17 protein-coding genes are annotated in these 15961 nt (G+C 60.5%); 6 read left to right on the top strand and 11 right to left on the bottom strand.

Annotated elements, in window-relative coordinates; genetic code table 11:
- The 8 genes from C1713_RS00510 to C1713_RS00475 form a co-directional block, all read right to left on the bottom strand.
- Positions 1–504, bottom strand: coding sequence for a D-glycero-alpha-D-manno-heptose-1,7-bisphosphate 7-phosphatase (locus C1713_RS00510; RefSeq protein ID WP_102492687.1), 504 nt, complete (start codon positions 502–504; stop codon positions 1–3).
- Positions 494–1465, bottom strand: coding sequence for an ADP-glyceromanno-heptose 6-epimerase (rfaD, locus tag C1713_RS00505; RefSeq protein WP_102492686.1), 972 nt, complete (start codon positions 1463–1465; stop codon positions 494–496). The genes C1713_RS00510 and rfaD overlap by 11 nt, the downstream gene beginning before the upstream one ends.
- On the bottom strand, positions 1462–2460 hold the full coding sequence (gene rfaE1, locus C1713_RS00500) for a D-glycero-beta-D-manno-heptose-7-phosphate kinase (protein ID WP_102492685.1): 999 nt from the start codon (positions 2458–2460) through the stop codon (positions 1462–1464). The genes rfaD and rfaE1 overlap by 4 nt, the downstream gene beginning before the upstream one ends.
- 10 nt (positions 2461–2470) lie before the next feature.
- Positions 2471–3649 (bottom strand): glycosyltransferase family 9 protein, encoded by a 1179-nt coding sequence (locus C1713_RS00495; RefSeq protein ID WP_170950733.1) that lies wholly within the window; start codon positions 3647–3649, stop codon positions 2471–2473.
- Between the two features lie 27 nt (positions 3650–3676).
- On the bottom strand, positions 3677–4708 hold the full coding sequence (locus C1713_RS00490) for a glycosyltransferase family 9 protein (protein ID WP_102492684.1): 1032 nt from the start codon (positions 4706–4708) through the stop codon (positions 3677–3679).
- 264 nt (positions 4709–4972) lie between these two features.
- Positions 4973–5437: a D-glycero-beta-D-manno-heptose 1-phosphate adenylyltransferase gene (gene rfaE2, locus C1713_RS00485; RefSeq protein ID WP_061945193.1), complete on the bottom strand. Its 465-nt coding sequence runs from the start codon at positions 5435–5437 to the stop codon at positions 4973–4975.
- Positions 5424–6425 carry a bifunctional heptose 7-phosphate kinase/heptose 1-phosphate adenyltransferase gene (locus tag C1713_RS00480; protein ID WP_102492683.1) on the bottom strand — a complete coding sequence of 334 codons (1002 nt, stop codon included), beginning with the start codon at positions 6423–6425 and terminating at the stop codon, positions 5424–5426. The genes rfaE2 and C1713_RS00480 overlap by 14 nt, the downstream gene beginning before the upstream one ends.
- Positions 6419–7945, bottom strand: a complete 1527-nt coding sequence (locus C1713_RS00475; RefSeq protein WP_102492682.1) for an LPS-assembly protein LptD — start codon at positions 7943–7945, stop codon at positions 6419–6421. The genes C1713_RS00480 and C1713_RS00475 overlap by 7 nt, the downstream gene beginning before the upstream one ends.
- A 281-nt stretch (positions 7946–8226) precedes the next feature.
- Between C1713_RS00475 and C1713_RS00470 the strand changes: the two genes are divergently transcribed.
- Together C1713_RS00470 and C1713_RS00465 are read left to right on the top strand one after the other, a co-directional pair.
- Positions 8227–8634 carry a hypothetical protein gene (locus tag C1713_RS00470; protein WP_050342430.1) on the top strand — a complete coding sequence of 136 codons (408 nt, stop codon included), beginning with the start codon at positions 8227–8229 and terminating at the stop codon, positions 8632–8634.
- Positions 8635–8647: 13 nt separating this feature from the next.
- A complete protein-coding gene (locus C1713_RS00465) occupies positions 8648–9658 on the top strand; it encodes a hypothetical protein (protein ID WP_102492681.1) in 1011 nt (336 codons plus the stop codon).
- Positions 9659–9879: 221 nt separating this feature from the next.
- Here C1713_RS00465 and C1713_RS00460 read toward each other — a convergent pair whose 3' ends face one another.
- Together C1713_RS00460 and C1713_RS00455 are read right to left on the bottom strand one after the other, a co-directional pair.
- Complete coding sequence (locus C1713_RS00460; RefSeq protein WP_102492680.1) at positions 9880–10326, bottom strand: DUF3887 domain-containing protein; 447 nt, start codon at positions 10324–10326, stop codon at positions 9880–9882.
- Between the two features lie 30 nt (positions 10327–10356).
- Positions 10357–11052 carry a class I SAM-dependent methyltransferase gene (locus C1713_RS00455; protein WP_102492679.1) on the bottom strand — a complete coding sequence of 232 codons (696 nt, stop codon included), beginning with the start codon at positions 11050–11052 and terminating at the stop codon, positions 10357–10359.
- Positions 11053–11729: 677 nt separating this feature from the next.
- Between C1713_RS00455 and C1713_RS00450 the strand changes: the two genes are divergently transcribed.
- The 4 genes from C1713_RS00450 to C1713_RS00435 are packed head-to-tail and all read left to right on the top strand — an operon-like array spanning position 11730 to position 14458.
- Positions 11730–11933, top strand: a complete 204-nt coding sequence (locus C1713_RS00450; protein WP_102492678.1) for a 4Fe-4S binding protein — start codon at positions 11730–11732, stop codon at positions 11931–11933.
- Complete coding sequence (locus tag C1713_RS00445; protein ID WP_102492677.1) at positions 11930–13081, top strand: 2-oxoacid:acceptor oxidoreductase subunit alpha; 1152 nt, start codon at positions 11930–11932, stop codon at positions 13079–13081. The genes C1713_RS00450 and C1713_RS00445 overlap by 4 nt, the downstream gene beginning before the upstream one ends.
- Positions 13078–13926, top strand: a complete 849-nt coding sequence (locus C1713_RS00440; RefSeq protein ID WP_102492676.1) for a thiamine pyrophosphate-dependent enzyme — start codon at positions 13078–13080, stop codon at positions 13924–13926. The genes C1713_RS00445 and C1713_RS00440 overlap by 4 nt, the downstream gene beginning before the upstream one ends.
- Before the next feature lies 1 nt (position 13927).
- Positions 13928–14458: a 2-oxoacid:acceptor oxidoreductase family protein gene (locus tag C1713_RS00435; RefSeq protein WP_102492675.1), complete on the top strand. Its 531-nt coding sequence runs from the start codon at positions 13928–13930 to the stop codon at positions 14456–14458.
- 389 nt (positions 14459–14847) lie between these two features.
- Here the strand turns inward: C1713_RS00435 and C1713_RS00430 are convergent, their stop codons facing one another.
- Positions 14848–15807, bottom strand: a complete 960-nt coding sequence (locus tag C1713_RS00430; RefSeq protein WP_102492674.1) for an L-lactate dehydrogenase — start codon at positions 15805–15807, stop codon at positions 14848–14850.
- Positions 15808–15961 lie beyond the last annotated feature (154 nt).

The raw sequence follows: 15961 nt of genomic DNA, 5'->3' as shown, positions 1-15961 counted from the left end.
CTACGATGCCAGCGCCTCCCGCACGCAGTCCGCGAGGCTCCCGCCCACATAGCGCACGCCGCGCACCCCCGCCTGCTTTGCTGCCGCGACGTCACGCGCCGCATCGCCGATCATCAGCGATGCGGCGGGGTCAATATCGTGCTCCGTGATCGCACGCAGGAGCATCCCGGGCGCAGGCTTGCGGCAGCCACATACCCGTGTATACGCCGGCACAGTCCCCGCGGGATGATGCGGACAGTAGTAGAATGCGTCGATGTGCGCGCCCTGCCGTGCAAGCTCCGCATTCATCCAGTCATGCAGGCGGCGAACAGAATCCTCACCGTAATAGCCGCGCGCGATACCGCTCTGGTTCGTGACAACAATGACAAGAAAGCCGTGTGCGTTCGCCCAGCGGATCGCCTCGACCGCCCCCTCCGTCCACGCGAATTCCGCAGGATCGTGGAGGTAGTGCACATCGACATTGAGCGTCCCGTCGCGGTCGAAGAAAATGGCCTTATTCGGCATAGGAGAAGTAGCCGCCCGCATTCAGGAAGTCGCAGTACTCCTTCACCGCCTGCTCCATGGGGGTGAAGCCGCCCGTGTAGCCCGCGGCGATCAGCGCTGCCGTATCCGCCTGTGTGTAGTTCTGATACTTGCCGCGCAGCACTTCGGGGAAATCACGGTAGACGATCTGCCCCTTGCCGAGTGCGGCGATCACGGCATGTGCCGCCTCGTTATATGTATGTGCCGTACCTGTGCCGCAGTTGTAAACGCCGCTCTCCCCGCCATTTTCAAAGAAATGCAGGTTGACGCGCACGACGTCGCCGACATAGACGAAGTCGCGCCGCTGCTCGCCGTCTGCGATACCGTCCGTCCCGCGGAAGAGACGCGCCTCGCCCACATCGAGAATCTGATGATAGAGCTGATAGAAGATCGACGCCATCTTGCCCTTGTGGTGCTCCTGGGGACCATAGACGTTGAAGTAGCGCAGGCCGACGATCGGGCTGCGTGCCTCGGGGATGACCTGCCGCACATAGCGGTCGAATGCGAGCTTCGAGAACGCATAGGGATTGAGTGCGTCCTCACACGCATCCCCCTCGGTGAAGCCATGTACCCCGCCGCCGTAGGTCGAGGCTGAGGAGGCGTAGAAGAACGGGATGCGCGCCCCCATCGCAAAGTGCAGGAGCGCCTTGGAGTAGGAGTAATTGACCTTCATCATATAGTTGACGTCATACTCCATCGTATCCGAGCATGCGCCCTCATGGAAGATCGCGTCGATGTCCGTCCCGTCGAAGTCACCCTCCTCGACGAGGTGGAGAAAGTCGTCCTTGTGCTGATAGTCGATGAAATGGAGGCCGCGCAGATTCTTGTAGTTCTCGCCGTCCTCCAGATCGTCGACGATGAGGATGTCGCGATAGCCGCGCGCATTCAGCGCATGGACGATGTTGCTGCCGATAAAGCCGGCACCGCCGGTAACGATAATCATAGATCTTCCCCTTCCTGCCGATCGAGCACGCGGAGCAGTTCCTCACGGCTCACGGCATACGTACCGAGTTTCGAGACGACGACGCTCGCCGCGAGGTTGGCGAGTGCCGCGCCGTCCTCGGGCTTCAGCCCGCCTGCGAGTGCGAGCCCGAAGACGGCGATCACCGTGTCGCCCGCACCCGAGACATCGAATACCTCCTGTGCGCGCGTCGGGATGTGGACGGCCGCCTGCCCGTGGATGAGCGAGATGCCCTTTGCCGAGCGCGTCAGGATGACGTTCTTCACGCCGAACTTGCGTATGGCATAGTGTGCCGCACGCTCCGCCGCGCCGTTCTCGTTGACGATCGGCTCCAGGAGGATCTCGTTGATCTCCTTCAGGTTCGGCGTCACGTAGTCCGCGCCCTTGTACTTCGCCCACTGCGGCCCCTTCGGGTCGACGATGACGGGAACGCCGTGATCGTGCGCCGCATGGATGATGTGCTGGCAGGCGTACTCCGTGCATGCGCCCTTGCCATAGTCCGAGATAATGACGCAGTCCATGCTCTCGTTCAGTTTCTGATCAATGTAGGCGAGGTACTGCTCTGCGTCTGCGCCGTCGATGGGCTTTACATCCTCGAAGTCCAGCCGCATCATCTGCTGATGCCCGCCAATGATGCGGATCTTCGTCGTCGTCGGACGCTCCGTATGGACGAGCCCCGCATAGTCAATGCCGCGCGATTTGAATTTATCCAGCAGACTGTCGCAGTGCGGATCCCTGCCGACATAGCCCGCGATGCTGACGTTCGTCCCAAGGAGCGCCAGGTTGTGCGCGACGTTTGCCGCCCCGCCGAGCGTCTCGCGCGTCCCCGTCACGTGGGTGATCGGCACCGGTGCCTCGGGTGAGATGCGCGTCACCTCTCCCGTATAATACTTGTCGAGCATGACATCGCCGACGACGAGGATGTTGCTGCGCGCGCTCTTTTCGGCAACGACGCTGCGGATTTTTTCCATATCCATGAAAATGCTCCTATCTGCTCTGCGGTAAACTCGAACGAACGACCCGCCCTGCCGCTCCGCGCGGTGCGAGGGCAAAATGCCCGTCTGCCATCTCCACCACCCGCGTCTCAAAATCCGTCGGTGCGGGCAGTTCGCACGCGGGACGCTCGCCCTCCTCGCACAGGATCTGATCGGCATACTGCAAAATGAGGTCAGGCGGCATCCGCTTCATGCACATCATGTGCTCCTCTCCTGCGAGCGGGCACTCGTGGATGCGGCACGGATGACACGAGACGGGCGCGCGGACGGAGATGCTCCGTGCATCGTAGGGGTAGAACCCGGGAATCGGCGATGCGCCGAACATGCAGATCACGGGGACGTGCATTGCGACGCCGACATGCATTGGCCCCGAGTCCGTCGTGATGAAAAGGATGCAGCGGGAGAGGATTCCCGCGAGCACGCCGAGGCTGACCTTCCCCGTAAAGATATGGAGGTGCGGATGCTCGCGTTCCTCCATGCGGGCACGGCATTCCTCCACCATCTCCATATCCATCGGGCCGCCCATGACGGCGATGTGATAGCCGCGTCGGAGATAGGTGTCAGCCACGACGGCGAAGTACGCATCAATCCATCGCTTGGTCGCCCAGCTCGCACCGATGTTGATGGCGATCACCTTGTCGATCGGGGCGAAGTGCTCCCTCCAGAGGCGCTCTGCCTCCTCTGCCGCGGCAGGCGGAATCCACATCTCGAGCCCCGCCGTCCCGTCCGCATCGAGCACGCCCGCCGCGCGCAGTGCCGCATAGTGCGAGTGCACCTCGTGCATCACCTGATTCTGACTCGGGCTGACATGGTCAAAGGCGAGGGAGAAGCCGGGCTTTGCGTAGCCGACGATGCGCCGTCCGCCGCTGAGCGCGGCGAGCGCCGAAGAACGCTCGTTGCGGTGGAGGTTGATGACGAGATCGTAGTGGTTTTTCCGCAGGCGCATCGCATAGCGCAGGATGCCGAGGATGCCGCCGTCTGCGCCCTTCTTGTCGATCAGGAGGCATTCGTCGAGATGCTCGTTCATGACGACGACATCCGCGAGCTTCTTGTCCGCGAGGAGCGTGATGCGCGCCGCAGGATACTGCTGACGCAGGGCGGCGAGCACGGGCGTGCCGAGCATGAGATCCCCGAGGTGCATGAGGTGGATGACGAGAATATTTTGATACAACTCTTTCCCCCCATGTCCGTTCGTCTGTCATGACACAACAGCATGCAGAACGTCCGTAATCTTCTTCTCCACCTCATCTACTGTGATCAGCGCGAGGCAGTCGAGTCCCTTCGGGCAGGCGCGTTTCCAGCAGCAGCGGCAGGAGCGATCCACCTCGATGGCATTCTCCTGCTGCCCGTACGGGCCGTTGCGGTTCGCATCCGTTGGCCCCATCAGCATAACGGTCGGCCGTCCGAGCCCCGCAGCGAGATGTACGGGTCCCGTATCGCCGCCGAGGACGAGCGCGGCACGCGTAAAGAGATGTGCGAGCTGCTTGAGGTTCGTCCGCCCGACGAGATTCACGGGCGGGATCCGCGCCGCCGCCATGATGTCGGCGGCAATCGTCACATCGAGATGCCCACCGCCGACGAGCACGGAAACGATATGCGCCTCATAGAGACGGTCGCCGAGCGCGGCGAAATGCTCCGCCGGCCAGCGCTTGTTCGGCCAGTTCGCCCCGACGGCAAAGGCGACAAACGCGCGCCCCTCCGGCACCCCCTCGCGCTGCAGCAGCGTCTTTGCCGCCATGCGGTCACGATCCGAGACGGTGATGGGAAAGCGCACCGCATCCACACGACAGCCGATGGCGCGTGCCACGTCGAGATAGCGCTCGACGATGTGTCCCTGTGCGTGCGGCCCGCGCACGGGGCGGCTCACACGGTCCGCGCCCTCGCGCATATTTGCCGTGCCGACGCGCTCCCTCGCCCCCGCCGTATAGACGATCGCTGCCGACTTGAAGAGTCCCTGCAGATCGAGCGAGACATCGTAGCGGCGCGCGCGCAGACGGCAGCGCAGGGGCGGATATTCACGGAGGAATCCGGCGATGCTGCGGAACTCCGCCTTTTCAAAGAGGATAGGCTCATCGATGTACGGATTTCCCTCGAGCAGAGGATAGGCGGGCGGCTCGACCACCCACGTCAGATGTGCATTGGGATAGGTCTCCTTGATGGCATAGGAAACGGGCAGCGCATGAATCACATCGCCGATCGCACTGAGTTTGACGACCAAGATATTCTTCATGGACTGCCCTCCTTTCTTTCGCTATATGTTCGCGCATACGCAGCGTGTCCGCCTGCCGTCAGTGCCGTGCGATCCCCCTCGCGAATGCCTCGTTACGCAAACGGGCGCGTGCTCGTCCGCCTAAATACCTGCGGATTCCTTAACGCGCTTCGCTTGAACGATAGAAATCCGCAGGGGGCGGGTCGCACGCTCTGCGCCGTTTGCTTCTCTAGGATTCGCTCAGGGAATCCTCACGGGTGCCTACGCTACGAACACTACGCGCGATTACCCGCGGCCCGCCTTCTCAATAATCCCCGTCGTGGACTTACCCGCGACGAGCGGGACCAAGGCGACCTCGCCGCCGTACGCCTCGACGATGCGCGCCTCGGGCAGCGTCTCGCGCGTGTAGTCGCCGCCCTTGACGTAGACTGCAGGACGCACCTTTGCGATCAGCGTCTCCGCCGTATCCTCGCCAAAGATCACCACCGCATCGACGGCGGCGAGCGCCCCGACGACCTCCGCGCGATCCTGCTCATTGTTAATGGGGCGCGACGGCCCCTTGAGCCGCCGCACAGAGGCGTCGCTGTTCAGCCCGAGGATGAGCACATCCCCCTGCGCACGCGCCGCCGCTAGGTAGCGCACATGCCCTGCATGAAGGATGTCAAAGCAACCGTTGGTAAAGACGACACGCGCACCTGACGCGCGCAGTGCCGCCGCGTACGCCTCGATGTGTTCGTCAGGAATGAGCATGAGCGTCTCCTTCCGCTGTGAGTGCCGCGTGCAGCTCCGCCCACGCCACCGTCGCCGTCCCGCGTTTCCGCACGGCAATCCCCGACGCCGTATTGCTGAGCCGCGCCGCCGTCACGGGATCCACGCCCGCCGCAAGAGCGAGTGCCATCACGGCAACGCACGTATCGCCCGCACCGGAGACATCGAAGATCTCACTGTGGTCGCTCACGGGGATATCCGTCGCTGACCCATCTGCGAGAAAGAGCGTCATGCCGTCCGCCCCACGCGTGATGAGCACGCCGTCCGCCGAGAGGCGTGTGAGGAGTTCACGTCCCGCCGCATGGATGTCGGCCGCCGAGCGGAGTTCACGCCCGAGTGCCGCCGCGAGCTCCGCGTCGTTCTGCTTGACGTAACCGATGCCCGCATAGCTGAGGATGTCATAGCGTGCATCCACGATACTCGGAATCCCCGCCGCACGTGCCGCGTCAATCACCGTACGGCGCACGCGCTCCGTCACCGTACCCGACCCATAGTCGGAGAGCACCACCGCGCGCACCTGTGGGAGGAGGCGCGTGATCTCCGTGAGGAGACACTCCTCCACCGCCGCCGCAAGCGGCGTATGCCACTCACGGTCAACGCGCACAATCTGCTGGCTGACTGTCGCGCGCCCGCCCGCAATGATGCGCGTCTTCGTGATGGTCGGACGCGCCGCGTCGCGGACAAATCCCGCCGTATCGACGGCGTTTTCCCCGAGCACGGCGCAGAGCGCATCGCCGCCCGCATCCGTCCCGCAGACGCCAACGGCATACGAACGCCCACCGAGCGTCGCTGCATTGTTCGCCACATTCGCCGCTCCGCCGGCCACGACGCGCTCCTCCCGCTGCTCCAGAACGAGCACGGGGGCCTCACGCGAGATGCGTGCGATCGTCCCGTCGAGATAGACATCCGCCACCATATCCCCGATGATGAGCACAGGGGCGTTCTTCAGGCGCTCCAGTGCACTCACCATGGCGTGAACTCCCATTTGATGCGCCACGCATCCTGCTTGGAACGGTAGCGCAGGATGATCTGCGAGCAGTGCAGGTCGTGGAACCAGTAGTAGTCCACATCCGTCCACGCACGCGGCTCGACAGCGTACTTCGTGCCGATGGCAATGCGGTCACGTTCGCCGAGGCGATAGCTCAGCCCGCCCATAAAGACCTTGGAGTAGTCCTCTTCGTTGTAGGAGAAAAGGGCATTTTCTTTGGAGCTCTTCGTGTAAATACCGCCGGCGTAGGCCGCAAATCGGTCGTTAAATTTCTTCGTCAGGAAGGCACTGGCACTGAGCCCCTGTACACGTGAATGATCGTAGCTCTCACGCGTCACGGAGTAGCCCGCCGAAAGATCAAGCCCATAGCCGTGCAGGGGAATCGTGTCGTGTGTAACGGAGATCCCATACCTAAGATGGTTGCTGTGGATCCCACCGCCGTACCAGCGTCCGTATTCCGAATACAGGCTGTAGGTGATGGGGGACTGTCCGACGCGCTGCCCATAGCCAAGAGAGAGCGACGGCATCTTTTTGACCCACTCGTTGTCGCCGTCCTCAAAGACGCCGTAGGTCAATGCGGCACTCGCGCCCCCGTTCGCCCAGCCGAGATCATAGGAGCTGCGCCATCCGCGCTTCGTCGTCACATGGATATTTGCTCCGACGGTCACGCGCGGGGCAACGTTCTGCTCAAACCGCTGTTCCAGCCAGAGCCCGTCGTCACTGTCATAGCCCGCGCGCGGGAAATTGTTCTGCATCGGGTGCGAAACATCGACCTCATGCCGCTTTTTAGAAAAGATCACCTTGTTCTTTACCCAGAACTTCACGTTGTGCAGGATGAGTCGGTCGCCGGGATAGAGCTCCGCCATCTCCGAGCTGAGATGATAGTCAGGGCTCTTCGCCCCGCACTTCGTCTGCGTGCCGTCATAGACAACGATCTTGTCGGGGTAGAACTCAAAGCGCTTGCCCGTCATATAGTAGGCGCCGACCTTGCCGTCCGCCCGTTCCATCGTCCCCGTGTGTTTCTGATAGTTGTAGTTAATGTGATAGCCGTCGAGCGTCACGCGCGACGTCCCCTCCGTCAGCTGCAGCACGTGCGCGCGATCCGGCACGGATACCACGCCGCGCACCGTATTGCCCGCCACATAATCCCCCTGAAAGCGGCGCTCCTCCAGCTGGACAATATCCACATGTCCCTTCGCCGTAAAGTCGCCCGTGCTCTCATCATACGTCAGGTCATCGCCCTCAAACGCGATCGGAGAGGGCTGATCCGCCGCCACGGGGTGACGCAGATGCTCTCGCATCGCCGCCACGTCGGCAAGCAGCTTTTCCTGCTCCGGCGTGAGACGATTGGCACGCTCCGCACGCCGCTGATTTTCGATAAAATCTAGGCGCTCGATCCCCGTATCCGAGTCTGAGCTGTACGCCGCGTGCGCCGCTCCCGGAAAAATCGCACAGGCGGTGGTCAGTGCGAGCAGAATACGGGTGGTGTGGGCTGTACTCATCGGCGCGTTCTCCTGTCCTTTAAAAGTGATTTGACGTTCTTATACTACATCATAAACGGAATTTTCGCAACTGAAAAGAGCGCACGCGCCCTGCTCGTTCCGAGGGAAACACTACGACAGAAAATCCCCCAGCATTCGTTTTCCCGCAGTCCTCAAAAAATCTACACCAATCTGAGAAACTTCATTGTATCCATACGTCCATAGGATTTGACGCGTAAAAATTTTTCCTCTATAATAGAGCGAAATCAGAGAGAAAGACAGGTACGGAAGGAGTCCTGCGGATGCGGCGTATTGTAGTGTGTGGATTTTGGGCGGTGCTGATTGGCCTTTTCACTGGCCTCAGCAGCGTCGAAGCGGCAGAGGATATGCGCTTTGTCGACGCGAACGGCGACACGGGCTACTACGTGGATGCCGCGAGCATCACACGCCTCTCGGATGCCGAGCGCGAGGCAGGCGTCGCCGTGGTCAAAGCAACGGAGAACCGTCGCCTCCTCTACCGCATCCGATTCAATCGGCAGATGCGCACCTACCAGATTCTCTCCGGTCAGGTCGGGGTCTACGACACGAAGGAGGTACTGCGCACGACGCCGGGCATGGCAGCGCCACAGGTCTACACGCCCACCTCGCCGATGCAGAGCATCGAGGACTTTATCGAAGAACTGCTCGCAAAGCAGAAGACGACACCATAAGGAGGATGAATCCATGCGACAGAAAATCTGCGCTCTCATGCTGACGCTCGCTCTGGCACTCACGTCCATCGGTACGGCGTTTGCCGCAGAGCCGCCGAACGCCGTCCAGTCAAAGCTCGCCCTCATCGAGCAGGACACCTACGGACGCGAGCAGACGGGTGCGCTCATCGACCGCATCAACCGCCTGGAGCGCGACTACGACGGAAAACATCGCGGCGGCAGCCTCATGGCGCGCATCGATGCGATCTACGAGGAGGTCTATACGAACAGCGCATCGCCGTCCGTTCTAATGGATCTCAACGCCATCGAGTGGAACATCAACCACGAGACGAGCATGCGCTCCGTGCAGGAGCGCGTCGGCGAACTCGAAACGGCACTCCTCGGCAAGACTTCCGAGGGTACGTTCAAAAAGCGCATTGCCGCCCTCTCGACCGCATCCTTTGGACGTGCAGAAATCCCCGTCACCCCCGTCTCCGTTCCTGCAAACACACTCATCAAGATTGCCCTTGTCACCCCGGTCAACGCGAAGAATCTCAAAGTGGGCGACACCATCGAGTACCAGATCGCGGATGATGTCTTCGTCAACGACGTACTCGTCTTTACGAAGGGCTCGCGCGGTGAGGGCACGGTCACGAAGGTGCGCCAAGCGCGCAACTTCGGCCGCAACGCACAGGTCGAGATCGACTTTAAGGAGACCAAGGCACTCGACGGCACGTACGTGACGACCTTCATCGGTGAGGAGTCAAAGAAAGAGATGACCCATCTCGCCATGGCAGCCGGTGCATCCCTCGCAGGCATCGCCGTCCTCGGCCCCATCGGCGTTGTCGCGGGTGCGTTCGTCCACGGCAAGAACGTCGACCTCCCCGCCGGCACAGAGCTCTACATCCAGACACAGCACGAGACGACTCTCTTCGGCGTGCAGACCACCTACGACAGCGCGGCACCGTTCCAGCGCGACGCAGAGGCACCTGCGGCCAAGGCAGACAGCACAAACGACCAGAGCGTCTACCACGACGCGGCGTAAACGGCATCATAAAGGGGCTGTTGCATATTCCCCCATCGGCTCGCTACGCTCGCCACTTCCCCCGTTAGCGGGGGAAGCTAATATACCGTTATCCTAAGCCTTCCCCGTTATCACGGGGAAGGGGGACCGCGCAAGCGGTGGAAGGGGCACAAAGAAGGGGCTGTTGCACGAAGTTTACGACTTCGTACAACAGCCCCTTTTTGCTGCAATCAAGGGATCCGTCAGCGGATGAAGAATCCTGCGAGCTTCATGTTCTGGTCGTAGCTAAGACGGTAGACCACAGCCGTCGCCTTGTAGCCGACAGCGATCTCGCAGACCGCGAACCACGCATTATTCTCCTTGCCTGCCGTCATATACGGCTTGCCAACGGAGACGCGTGCGCCCCAGTCCTGTGCGAACTGAGCCTTTGCCTCTTTCAGCTGATCGGCCGAGAGATGCGCCTTCAGATCGGCGGTCGCCTCATTCTGCAGGCCTGCGATATCCCCCTTTTCGAAGCGGTCAATCGTCGCCATCATGTGCTGCTGGACGACATCACCCTGGAACGGTGCCTGCTCCTCCTGCGCCTGTGCAGCGGGAGCATCCGCCGCATAGCCCACCGGTGCGGCAACAAATGCGCTGCCCGCAACGAGCGCGGCAGCAAGGAAACGGGAAAGGGTACGAGACTTCATAAAAACGTCCTCCTTCTAGTAGGCATCCCCCTACTTTACACAGGAAAAACAAGCGAGCGATTCCACGCACTCCACAGAGGCCTCCGCATAGAGCGCACGCAGGCGCTCCGTCAAGCTCTCCCGGGTGTCATACGGCGGCGTAAAGAATCCCATGCGCGTGTAGAGCTGCGTCACGACGAAGTCCGTCCGCGCATTCTCCCCCAGGACAAACACCGACCCCGTCAGACGTCCGCCGGGACGCAGTACGCGGTGTACCTCGCTCCATGCCGCTTCCTTGTCGGGAAACGCATGAACCCCATTGATCGAAACCGCCGCATCGAACGCAGCGTCGCCAAACGTCAAATGCCCGACGTCCCCCTCGGTAAAGGTGACGTTCCGAATGCCGAGTGCCTCCGCACGCGCACGCGCCGCCGCAAGCATCGCGGGCGCGTAGTCGAGACAGGTGATGTCCGCCTCCGGGAGCTCCGCATAGACGGGCAGCGAGAGACATCCCGTCCCGACGGGTACCTCAAGCAGGCGTCCTGTAAAGCCCTCGTGCGCCGCACGCAGCGCAAGCGTCACATAGCGGCGCACGCCGCTGCGATCCAGCCCCCACACGAGCCGTGAGACCAGCTTCCCCGACCATGTCGAGTACGTCATCATTCCGTCATAGAGGCTCGCGAGCCGCCCGACCGAACAGTACGCTCCGCGTATCTTCTCGTAGCGGCGCAGTTCCTCATCCATCATGGCATCCTTTCTCCGATCCGATCGCAATTTATTCTAGCACAAAAAAATGGCGGTTTCAATGACCGAAAATATCTTGTGCAGCGCGCTCTTTGCATCGTCGGCACAGCCGATGTCCATAGCGCTGCAGGTGTAGTAGGTAATGCGCACTTCCTGTGCAGCTGTTCGCGGCGAGAGATCACTGCACCGTCGGTGGGACGCTTGTCCTTCATGAACCGTTTCACCTGCGATACACCGATATCCGCTGTCACTTCTCTGTGCCGTCGCGAACTTCAACATGCGGGGAAGGCTTTCCCACCGATTTGATGGCGTCCATCATGCGGCGAAAATTCCCGCCCCGGCTTTCGTCGTTCGTACACACAGAAAATTTGGGCATAGAAAAGCCGTCCTAAGTACCATTATCACGCCCGAACAGTTCGCCGTCATCCTCACAGGCGGCACATATTATCCTGCGCCCTAACTCATGTATCGTATCTTTGAACGGCTTGCAGACAAATGATTTTTGTAGGCAATCGGTAGACAAGCAGATGTATACACGCGCGAACCCCCTTTCCTATCAGGGGATATATCCTCTTTCTGTATTTTCTGTTATAATGATAAAATCGTTTTTATAGAAATGATAGGATGAGCTTTTGTGTATGTGAGGATGTGTTTCCGCATCCCGGCGGGAGAGAAGTGCCATGAAAGGTGAGCTGTATATCAAGGAAAAGCGGTGCAAGGGCTGCGGCATCTGCGCGGCATTCTGCCCGAAGAAGGTGCTCGAGGTGAGTCTGCTCGGCAAGATCACACCCATCCGCCCCGAGGACTGCATCGCGTGCGGACAGTGCGAGATGCGCTGTCCCGATTTTGCGATATTCGTGGAACGGAGGGAGAAGCACAAATGAGCGAGACGAGAGCAAGGCTCATGCAGGGCAACGAGGCGGTTGCCGAGGGCGCGATTGCGGCAGGTGTGACGTTCTTCGCGGGCTATCCGATCACGCCGTCCACGGAAATCGCCGAGCAGATGGCAAAGCTGCTGCCGAAAATCGGCGGCACATTCCTCCAGATGGAGGACGAGATCGGCGCGATGGGCGCGATTCTCGGCGCATCACTCGCAGGGGCAAAGGTCATGGACGCGACGAGCGGCCCGGGCTTCTCACTGAAGCAGGAGCTGATCGGCTATGCCGCGTGCGCGGAGATCCCCTGCGTGGTGGCGAACGTCCAGCGCGTCGGCCCCTCGACAGGACAGCCGACCGCACCCTCGCAGGGCGATGTGATGCAGGCGCGCTGGGGCACGCACGGCGATCATCCGATCATCGCGCTCTCCCCGTGGAGCGTGCGCGAGTCATTCGACATGGCAGTCATGGCAGTGAACTATGCGGAGCGTTTCCGCACCCCCGTCATTTTGCTGACGGACGAGATCATCGGGCATCTGCGCGAGAATGTGACACTGCCCTCCCCTGAGGAAATCGAAATCTACCCGCGCCGCCTGCCGAAAGCAACGCGTGCCGAGGGCTATCAGCCCTATGCCGTGGGCGAGGATCTCGTACCCGACGCGGCGCGTTTCGGCGACGGATATCACATCCACGTCACGGGACTGCTCCACGATGAGACGGGTTTTCCCTCAGGCAGTCCTGCCGTGACGGAGCAGCTCATCCGCCGTCTCCACGAGAAGATCAGCCGCGTGGGTGAGGAGATTATCCACACAGAGGAATCCTTTATGGAGGACGCGGAGTACGCCGTCGTCAGCTACGGCGGCACGGCGCGTACGGCATACGAAGCGGTGCGCACGGCACGCGCCGAGGGAATCAAGGTCGGCTTCCTGCGGCTCCAGACGATCTGGCCGTTCGCGGATGCGGCAGTCGCACGGCTCGCGGCACGTGTCAAGGGCATTCTCGCCGCGGAGCTGAACTACGGGCAGCTCGTAGGTGAGGTCACGCGCGCTGCACACGGCACGCACGTCCGCTCCTGCCTCAAGTACAATATGCTGGATTTCACGCCGCAGGAGATCACGGCGGCGATCCGTCAGATGAGCGAGGAGGTGCGGGCATGAGCACAGCACATACAAAGACCGACATACAGCGTCCGTTCGAGCAGTATTTTCGTCAGAACCGCCTCCCCCATCTCTGGTGTCCGGGCTGCGGCAACGGCACGGCAATGAAGTGCATCGCGGAGGCGGTGGACGCTGCGGAGGGATTTTCGCAGGACAACACCGTCATTGTCTCCGGCATCGGCTGTTCCTCACGCGGCTCGGGCTATATGGACTTTGACACCGTACACACGGCGCACGGGCGCGCCATTCCCTTCGCAACGGGGATCAAGCTCGCACGACCCGAGCTGAACGTCATCGTCATTACAGGAGACGGCGACTGCACTGCCATCGGCGGCAATCACTTCCTGCACGGCTGTCGGCGCAACGTCGATCTCACCGTCGTACTTTTCAACAACAATATCTACGGCATGACGGGCGGACAGTCCTCGCCGACGACCCCGCCGGGCAAGATGACGGCGACGGCACCATACGGGACGATCGACCGCCCGCTCGACGCGTGCCGCATCGCCGAGGCAGCAGGTGCGACCTACGTCGCACGCTCGACGGCGTTCCACGTCAAGCATCTCACGCAGATGATTGCGGGAGGGCTCAAAAATCACGGCTTTGCCCTCATCGAGGCGATGGTGCAGTGCCCGACCGCCTACGGGCGCAAGAACAAGATGGGGTCGCCCGCCGCGATGCTCACATGGATGAAGGACTCCGCCGTCATGAAGGCGGCATGGGACAAGCTCCCGCCCGAGAAGCGCACGCCGGAGAAATTCCCCATCGGACTGCTCTACGAATGCGCGGGCGAGGAGTACGGCACGGCGAACGCCGAGATTCAGCGGCGCGCGGGAGGGCTCTGATATGCAGAAGGAACTTCGTCTCTCAGGCTCGGGCGGACAGGGCGTCATCACCGCCGCCATCATCTTTGCCGAGGCGGCAACCGCGTGCGGAATGAATGTCGCACAGTCGCAGTCCTACGGTCCCGAGGCACGCGGCGGCGCGTCCCGCTCCGAGGTTATCATCAGCGATGACGTGATCTATCATCCGCACGTCGAACATCCCGACATCGTCCTCGCCATGACACAGGCGGCGGCGGACAAGTACGCGGGCGATCTCGACCCCGCGACGGGCATCCTGATCGTTGACAGCGAGCTTGTGCCAAATGTACCGCAGGCAGCGCACATCGTCTCCGTTCCCATCACCACGCTCGCCACCCGCGAGATTGGCAAGTCACTCTTTGCCAATATCGTCGCCCTCGGCGTGATCACGCACGTCTCCGGCATCGTCCCGCTCGATGCGGTCAAGAATGCCGTCGCGAACCGCGTTCCGCCGCACACCGTTGAGGCGAATATGCAGGCATTGATGGTCGGATACGAGGCGGCGAAGGGATAACGACAAACGAAAACACCGCGCCACTACACACGGGGCGGTGTTTTGTATGAAACAGATGTTCATAAACATGAAATTTCATGTTATGATACACATAGGTATTGTCAATAACGGTAGGCGGTCGATTCACGCTCCCGTAAGGGAGTGATGCTTATGGGACCATACGAATTTCTTTCGCTGATCTTTTTCGTTACAATTTGTATTGCAGCGATCAAAGCATAAGAAAAGCCGCCCTCTGTCTCCAAACTTAGGCGGCTAATCTTAGTTCGTTTTTAGCAGAGGAGCTGACCGTTTACTGGCAGCACCTTTTTCTGTGCTCATTTATACGACGTGTGAACCGTTCCGTCAAGCCTGACGGGTGGGAGCGTTCACTGCAAAGGACATAACAGCCTTTACTTCACGCCCGCACCGTCGAGTGCGGCACGAACGCTCTTCTGCGCACGGAAAAGTTTTTCCATCTCATCGTCGGCAAGGCGCACCTCGAGCGAGCGGACGATGCCGTCCTGTGCGATCATGCGCGGAATGGAGAGTGCAACATCCTTCATGCCGTACTCGCCGTTCATAACGGCGGCACAGGGCAGGATCGTATGCTCATTGTAGAGAATCGCCTTAATAAAGCGGCAGGCAACCATAGCAATTCCCGTGTTGGTAAATCCTTTGAGGTTGATGACATCGTATGCCGTCTGTATGAGTCCCTGCTCGATGTCATGACGATTCAGCCGCTCCTTAAAGTGGAAGTATTCGTCAAGATGATCGATCCCGAGCCCCGCACAGTTGACCGTCGACCACGCAACAAAAGCATCGTTGCCATGCTCTCCGAGGACATAGCCGTGGATATTCTTCGGATCCATATCATAATGCTCCGCGAGAAGGTAACGGAAGCGATAGGTCTCGAGCATCGTGCCCGTGCCAAGGATCTTTTCGCGCGGGTAGTCGAACTCGGTTGATACGACGTAGGTCGCAACGTCAAGCGGATTCGTAATCATGATGACCATGGCTTCCTTCGTGTATTTCACGATCTCAGAGAAGATGGAGCGCATGATCTTCGTGTTCGTGCTCGCGAGCTTCAGTCGGTCGGGCTTCTCCCCGGGCAGGATCGAAGGTCCCGCCGTGATGACGATGAACGCCGCATCGCGGCAGTCCTCATACGTCCCCGTATGGATCTTGATGTTCGTACTGTACGGTGAGGACATGGCATGACTGGTATCCAGTGCCTCGCCGCGTGCGCGATCCATGTCGAGATCGATCAGCGCGATCTCCGAGGCAAGCTGAAAGTCCGCGATCTTGTTGAGCACGGCGGAGCCAACATTGCTCGTACCGATGATGACGACTTTTCCCCGGTTGATGGACATAATAATGACCTCCTAAATAATAAAAAGCCCGAACGCAAAAACGCACTCGGGCACTACGGTCGAAGAAGAATTTGTACAGATAATAATTGTTTCACGACGAATCACACCTCTTCTCGGTCAAATCATCGCCGCAGGATTTCCTGCGCCATCATAG

The organism is Centipeda felix (assembly GCF_900186465.1).
GTDB lineage: Bacteria > Bacillota > Negativicutes > Selenomonadales > Selenomonadaceae > Centipeda > Centipeda felix.
The sequence above is the reverse complement of the archived record's forward strand: the minus strand, read 5'-3'. Positions and strand labels throughout refer to the sequence as shown.

Bases quoted from the DNA above. Each gene is read 5' to 3' on its own strand.
- C1713_RS00510 (WP_102492687.1), bottom strand. From the start codon at position 504: ATGCCGAATAAGGCCATTTTCTTCGACCGCGACGGGACGCTCAATGTC.
- rfaD (WP_102492686.1), bottom strand. From the start codon at position 1,465: ATGATTATCGTTACCGGCGGTGCCGGCTTTATCGGCAGCAACATCGTC.
- rfaE1 (WP_102492685.1), bottom strand. From the start codon at position 2,460: ATGGATATGGAAAAAATCCGCAGCGTCGTTGCCGAAAAGAGCGCGCGC.
- C1713_RS00490 (WP_102492684.1), bottom strand. From the start codon at position 4,708: ATGAAGAATATCTTGGTCGTCAAACTCAGTGCGATCGGCGATGTGATT.
- rfaE2 (WP_061945193.1), bottom strand. From the start codon at position 5,437: ATGCTCATTCCTGACGAACACATCGAGGCGTACGCGGCGGCACTGCGC.
- C1713_RS00480 (WP_102492683.1), bottom strand. From the start codon at position 6,425: ATGGTGAGTGCACTGGAGCGCCTGAAGAACGCCCCTGTGCTCATCATC.
- C1713_RS00475 (WP_102492682.1), bottom strand. From the start codon at position 7,945: ATGAGTACAGCCCACACCACCCGTATTCTGCTCGCACTGACCACCGCC.
- C1713_RS00470 (WP_050342430.1), top strand. From the start codon at position 8,227: ATGCGGCGTATTGTAGTGTGTGGATTTTGGGCGGTGCTGATTGGCCTT.
- C1713_RS00465 (WP_102492681.1), top strand. From the start codon at position 8,648: ATGCGACAGAAAATCTGCGCTCTCATGCTGACGCTCGCTCTGGCACTC.
- C1713_RS00460 (WP_102492680.1), bottom strand. From the start codon at position 10,326: ATGAAGTCTCGTACCCTTTCCCGTTTCCTTGCTGCCGCGCTCGTTGCG.
- C1713_RS00455 (WP_102492679.1), bottom strand. From the start codon at position 11,052: ATGATGGATGAGGAACTGCGCCGCTACGAGAAGATACGCGGAGCGTAC.
- C1713_RS00450 (WP_102492678.1), top strand. From the start codon at position 11,730: ATGAAAGGTGAGCTGTATATCAAGGAAAAGCGGTGCAAGGGCTGCGGC.
- C1713_RS00445 (WP_102492677.1), top strand. From the start codon at position 11,930: ATGAGCGAGACGAGAGCAAGGCTCATGCAGGGCAACGAGGCGGTTGCC.
- C1713_RS00440 (WP_102492676.1), top strand. From the start codon at position 13,078: ATGAGCACAGCACATACAAAGACCGACATACAGCGTCCGTTCGAGCAG.
- C1713_RS00435 (WP_102492675.1), top strand. From the start codon at position 13,928: ATGCAGAAGGAACTTCGTCTCTCAGGCTCGGGCGGACAGGGCGTCATC.
- C1713_RS00430 (WP_102492674.1), bottom strand. From the start codon at position 15,807: ATGTCCATCAACCGGGGAAAAGTCGTCATCATCGGTACGAGCAATGTT.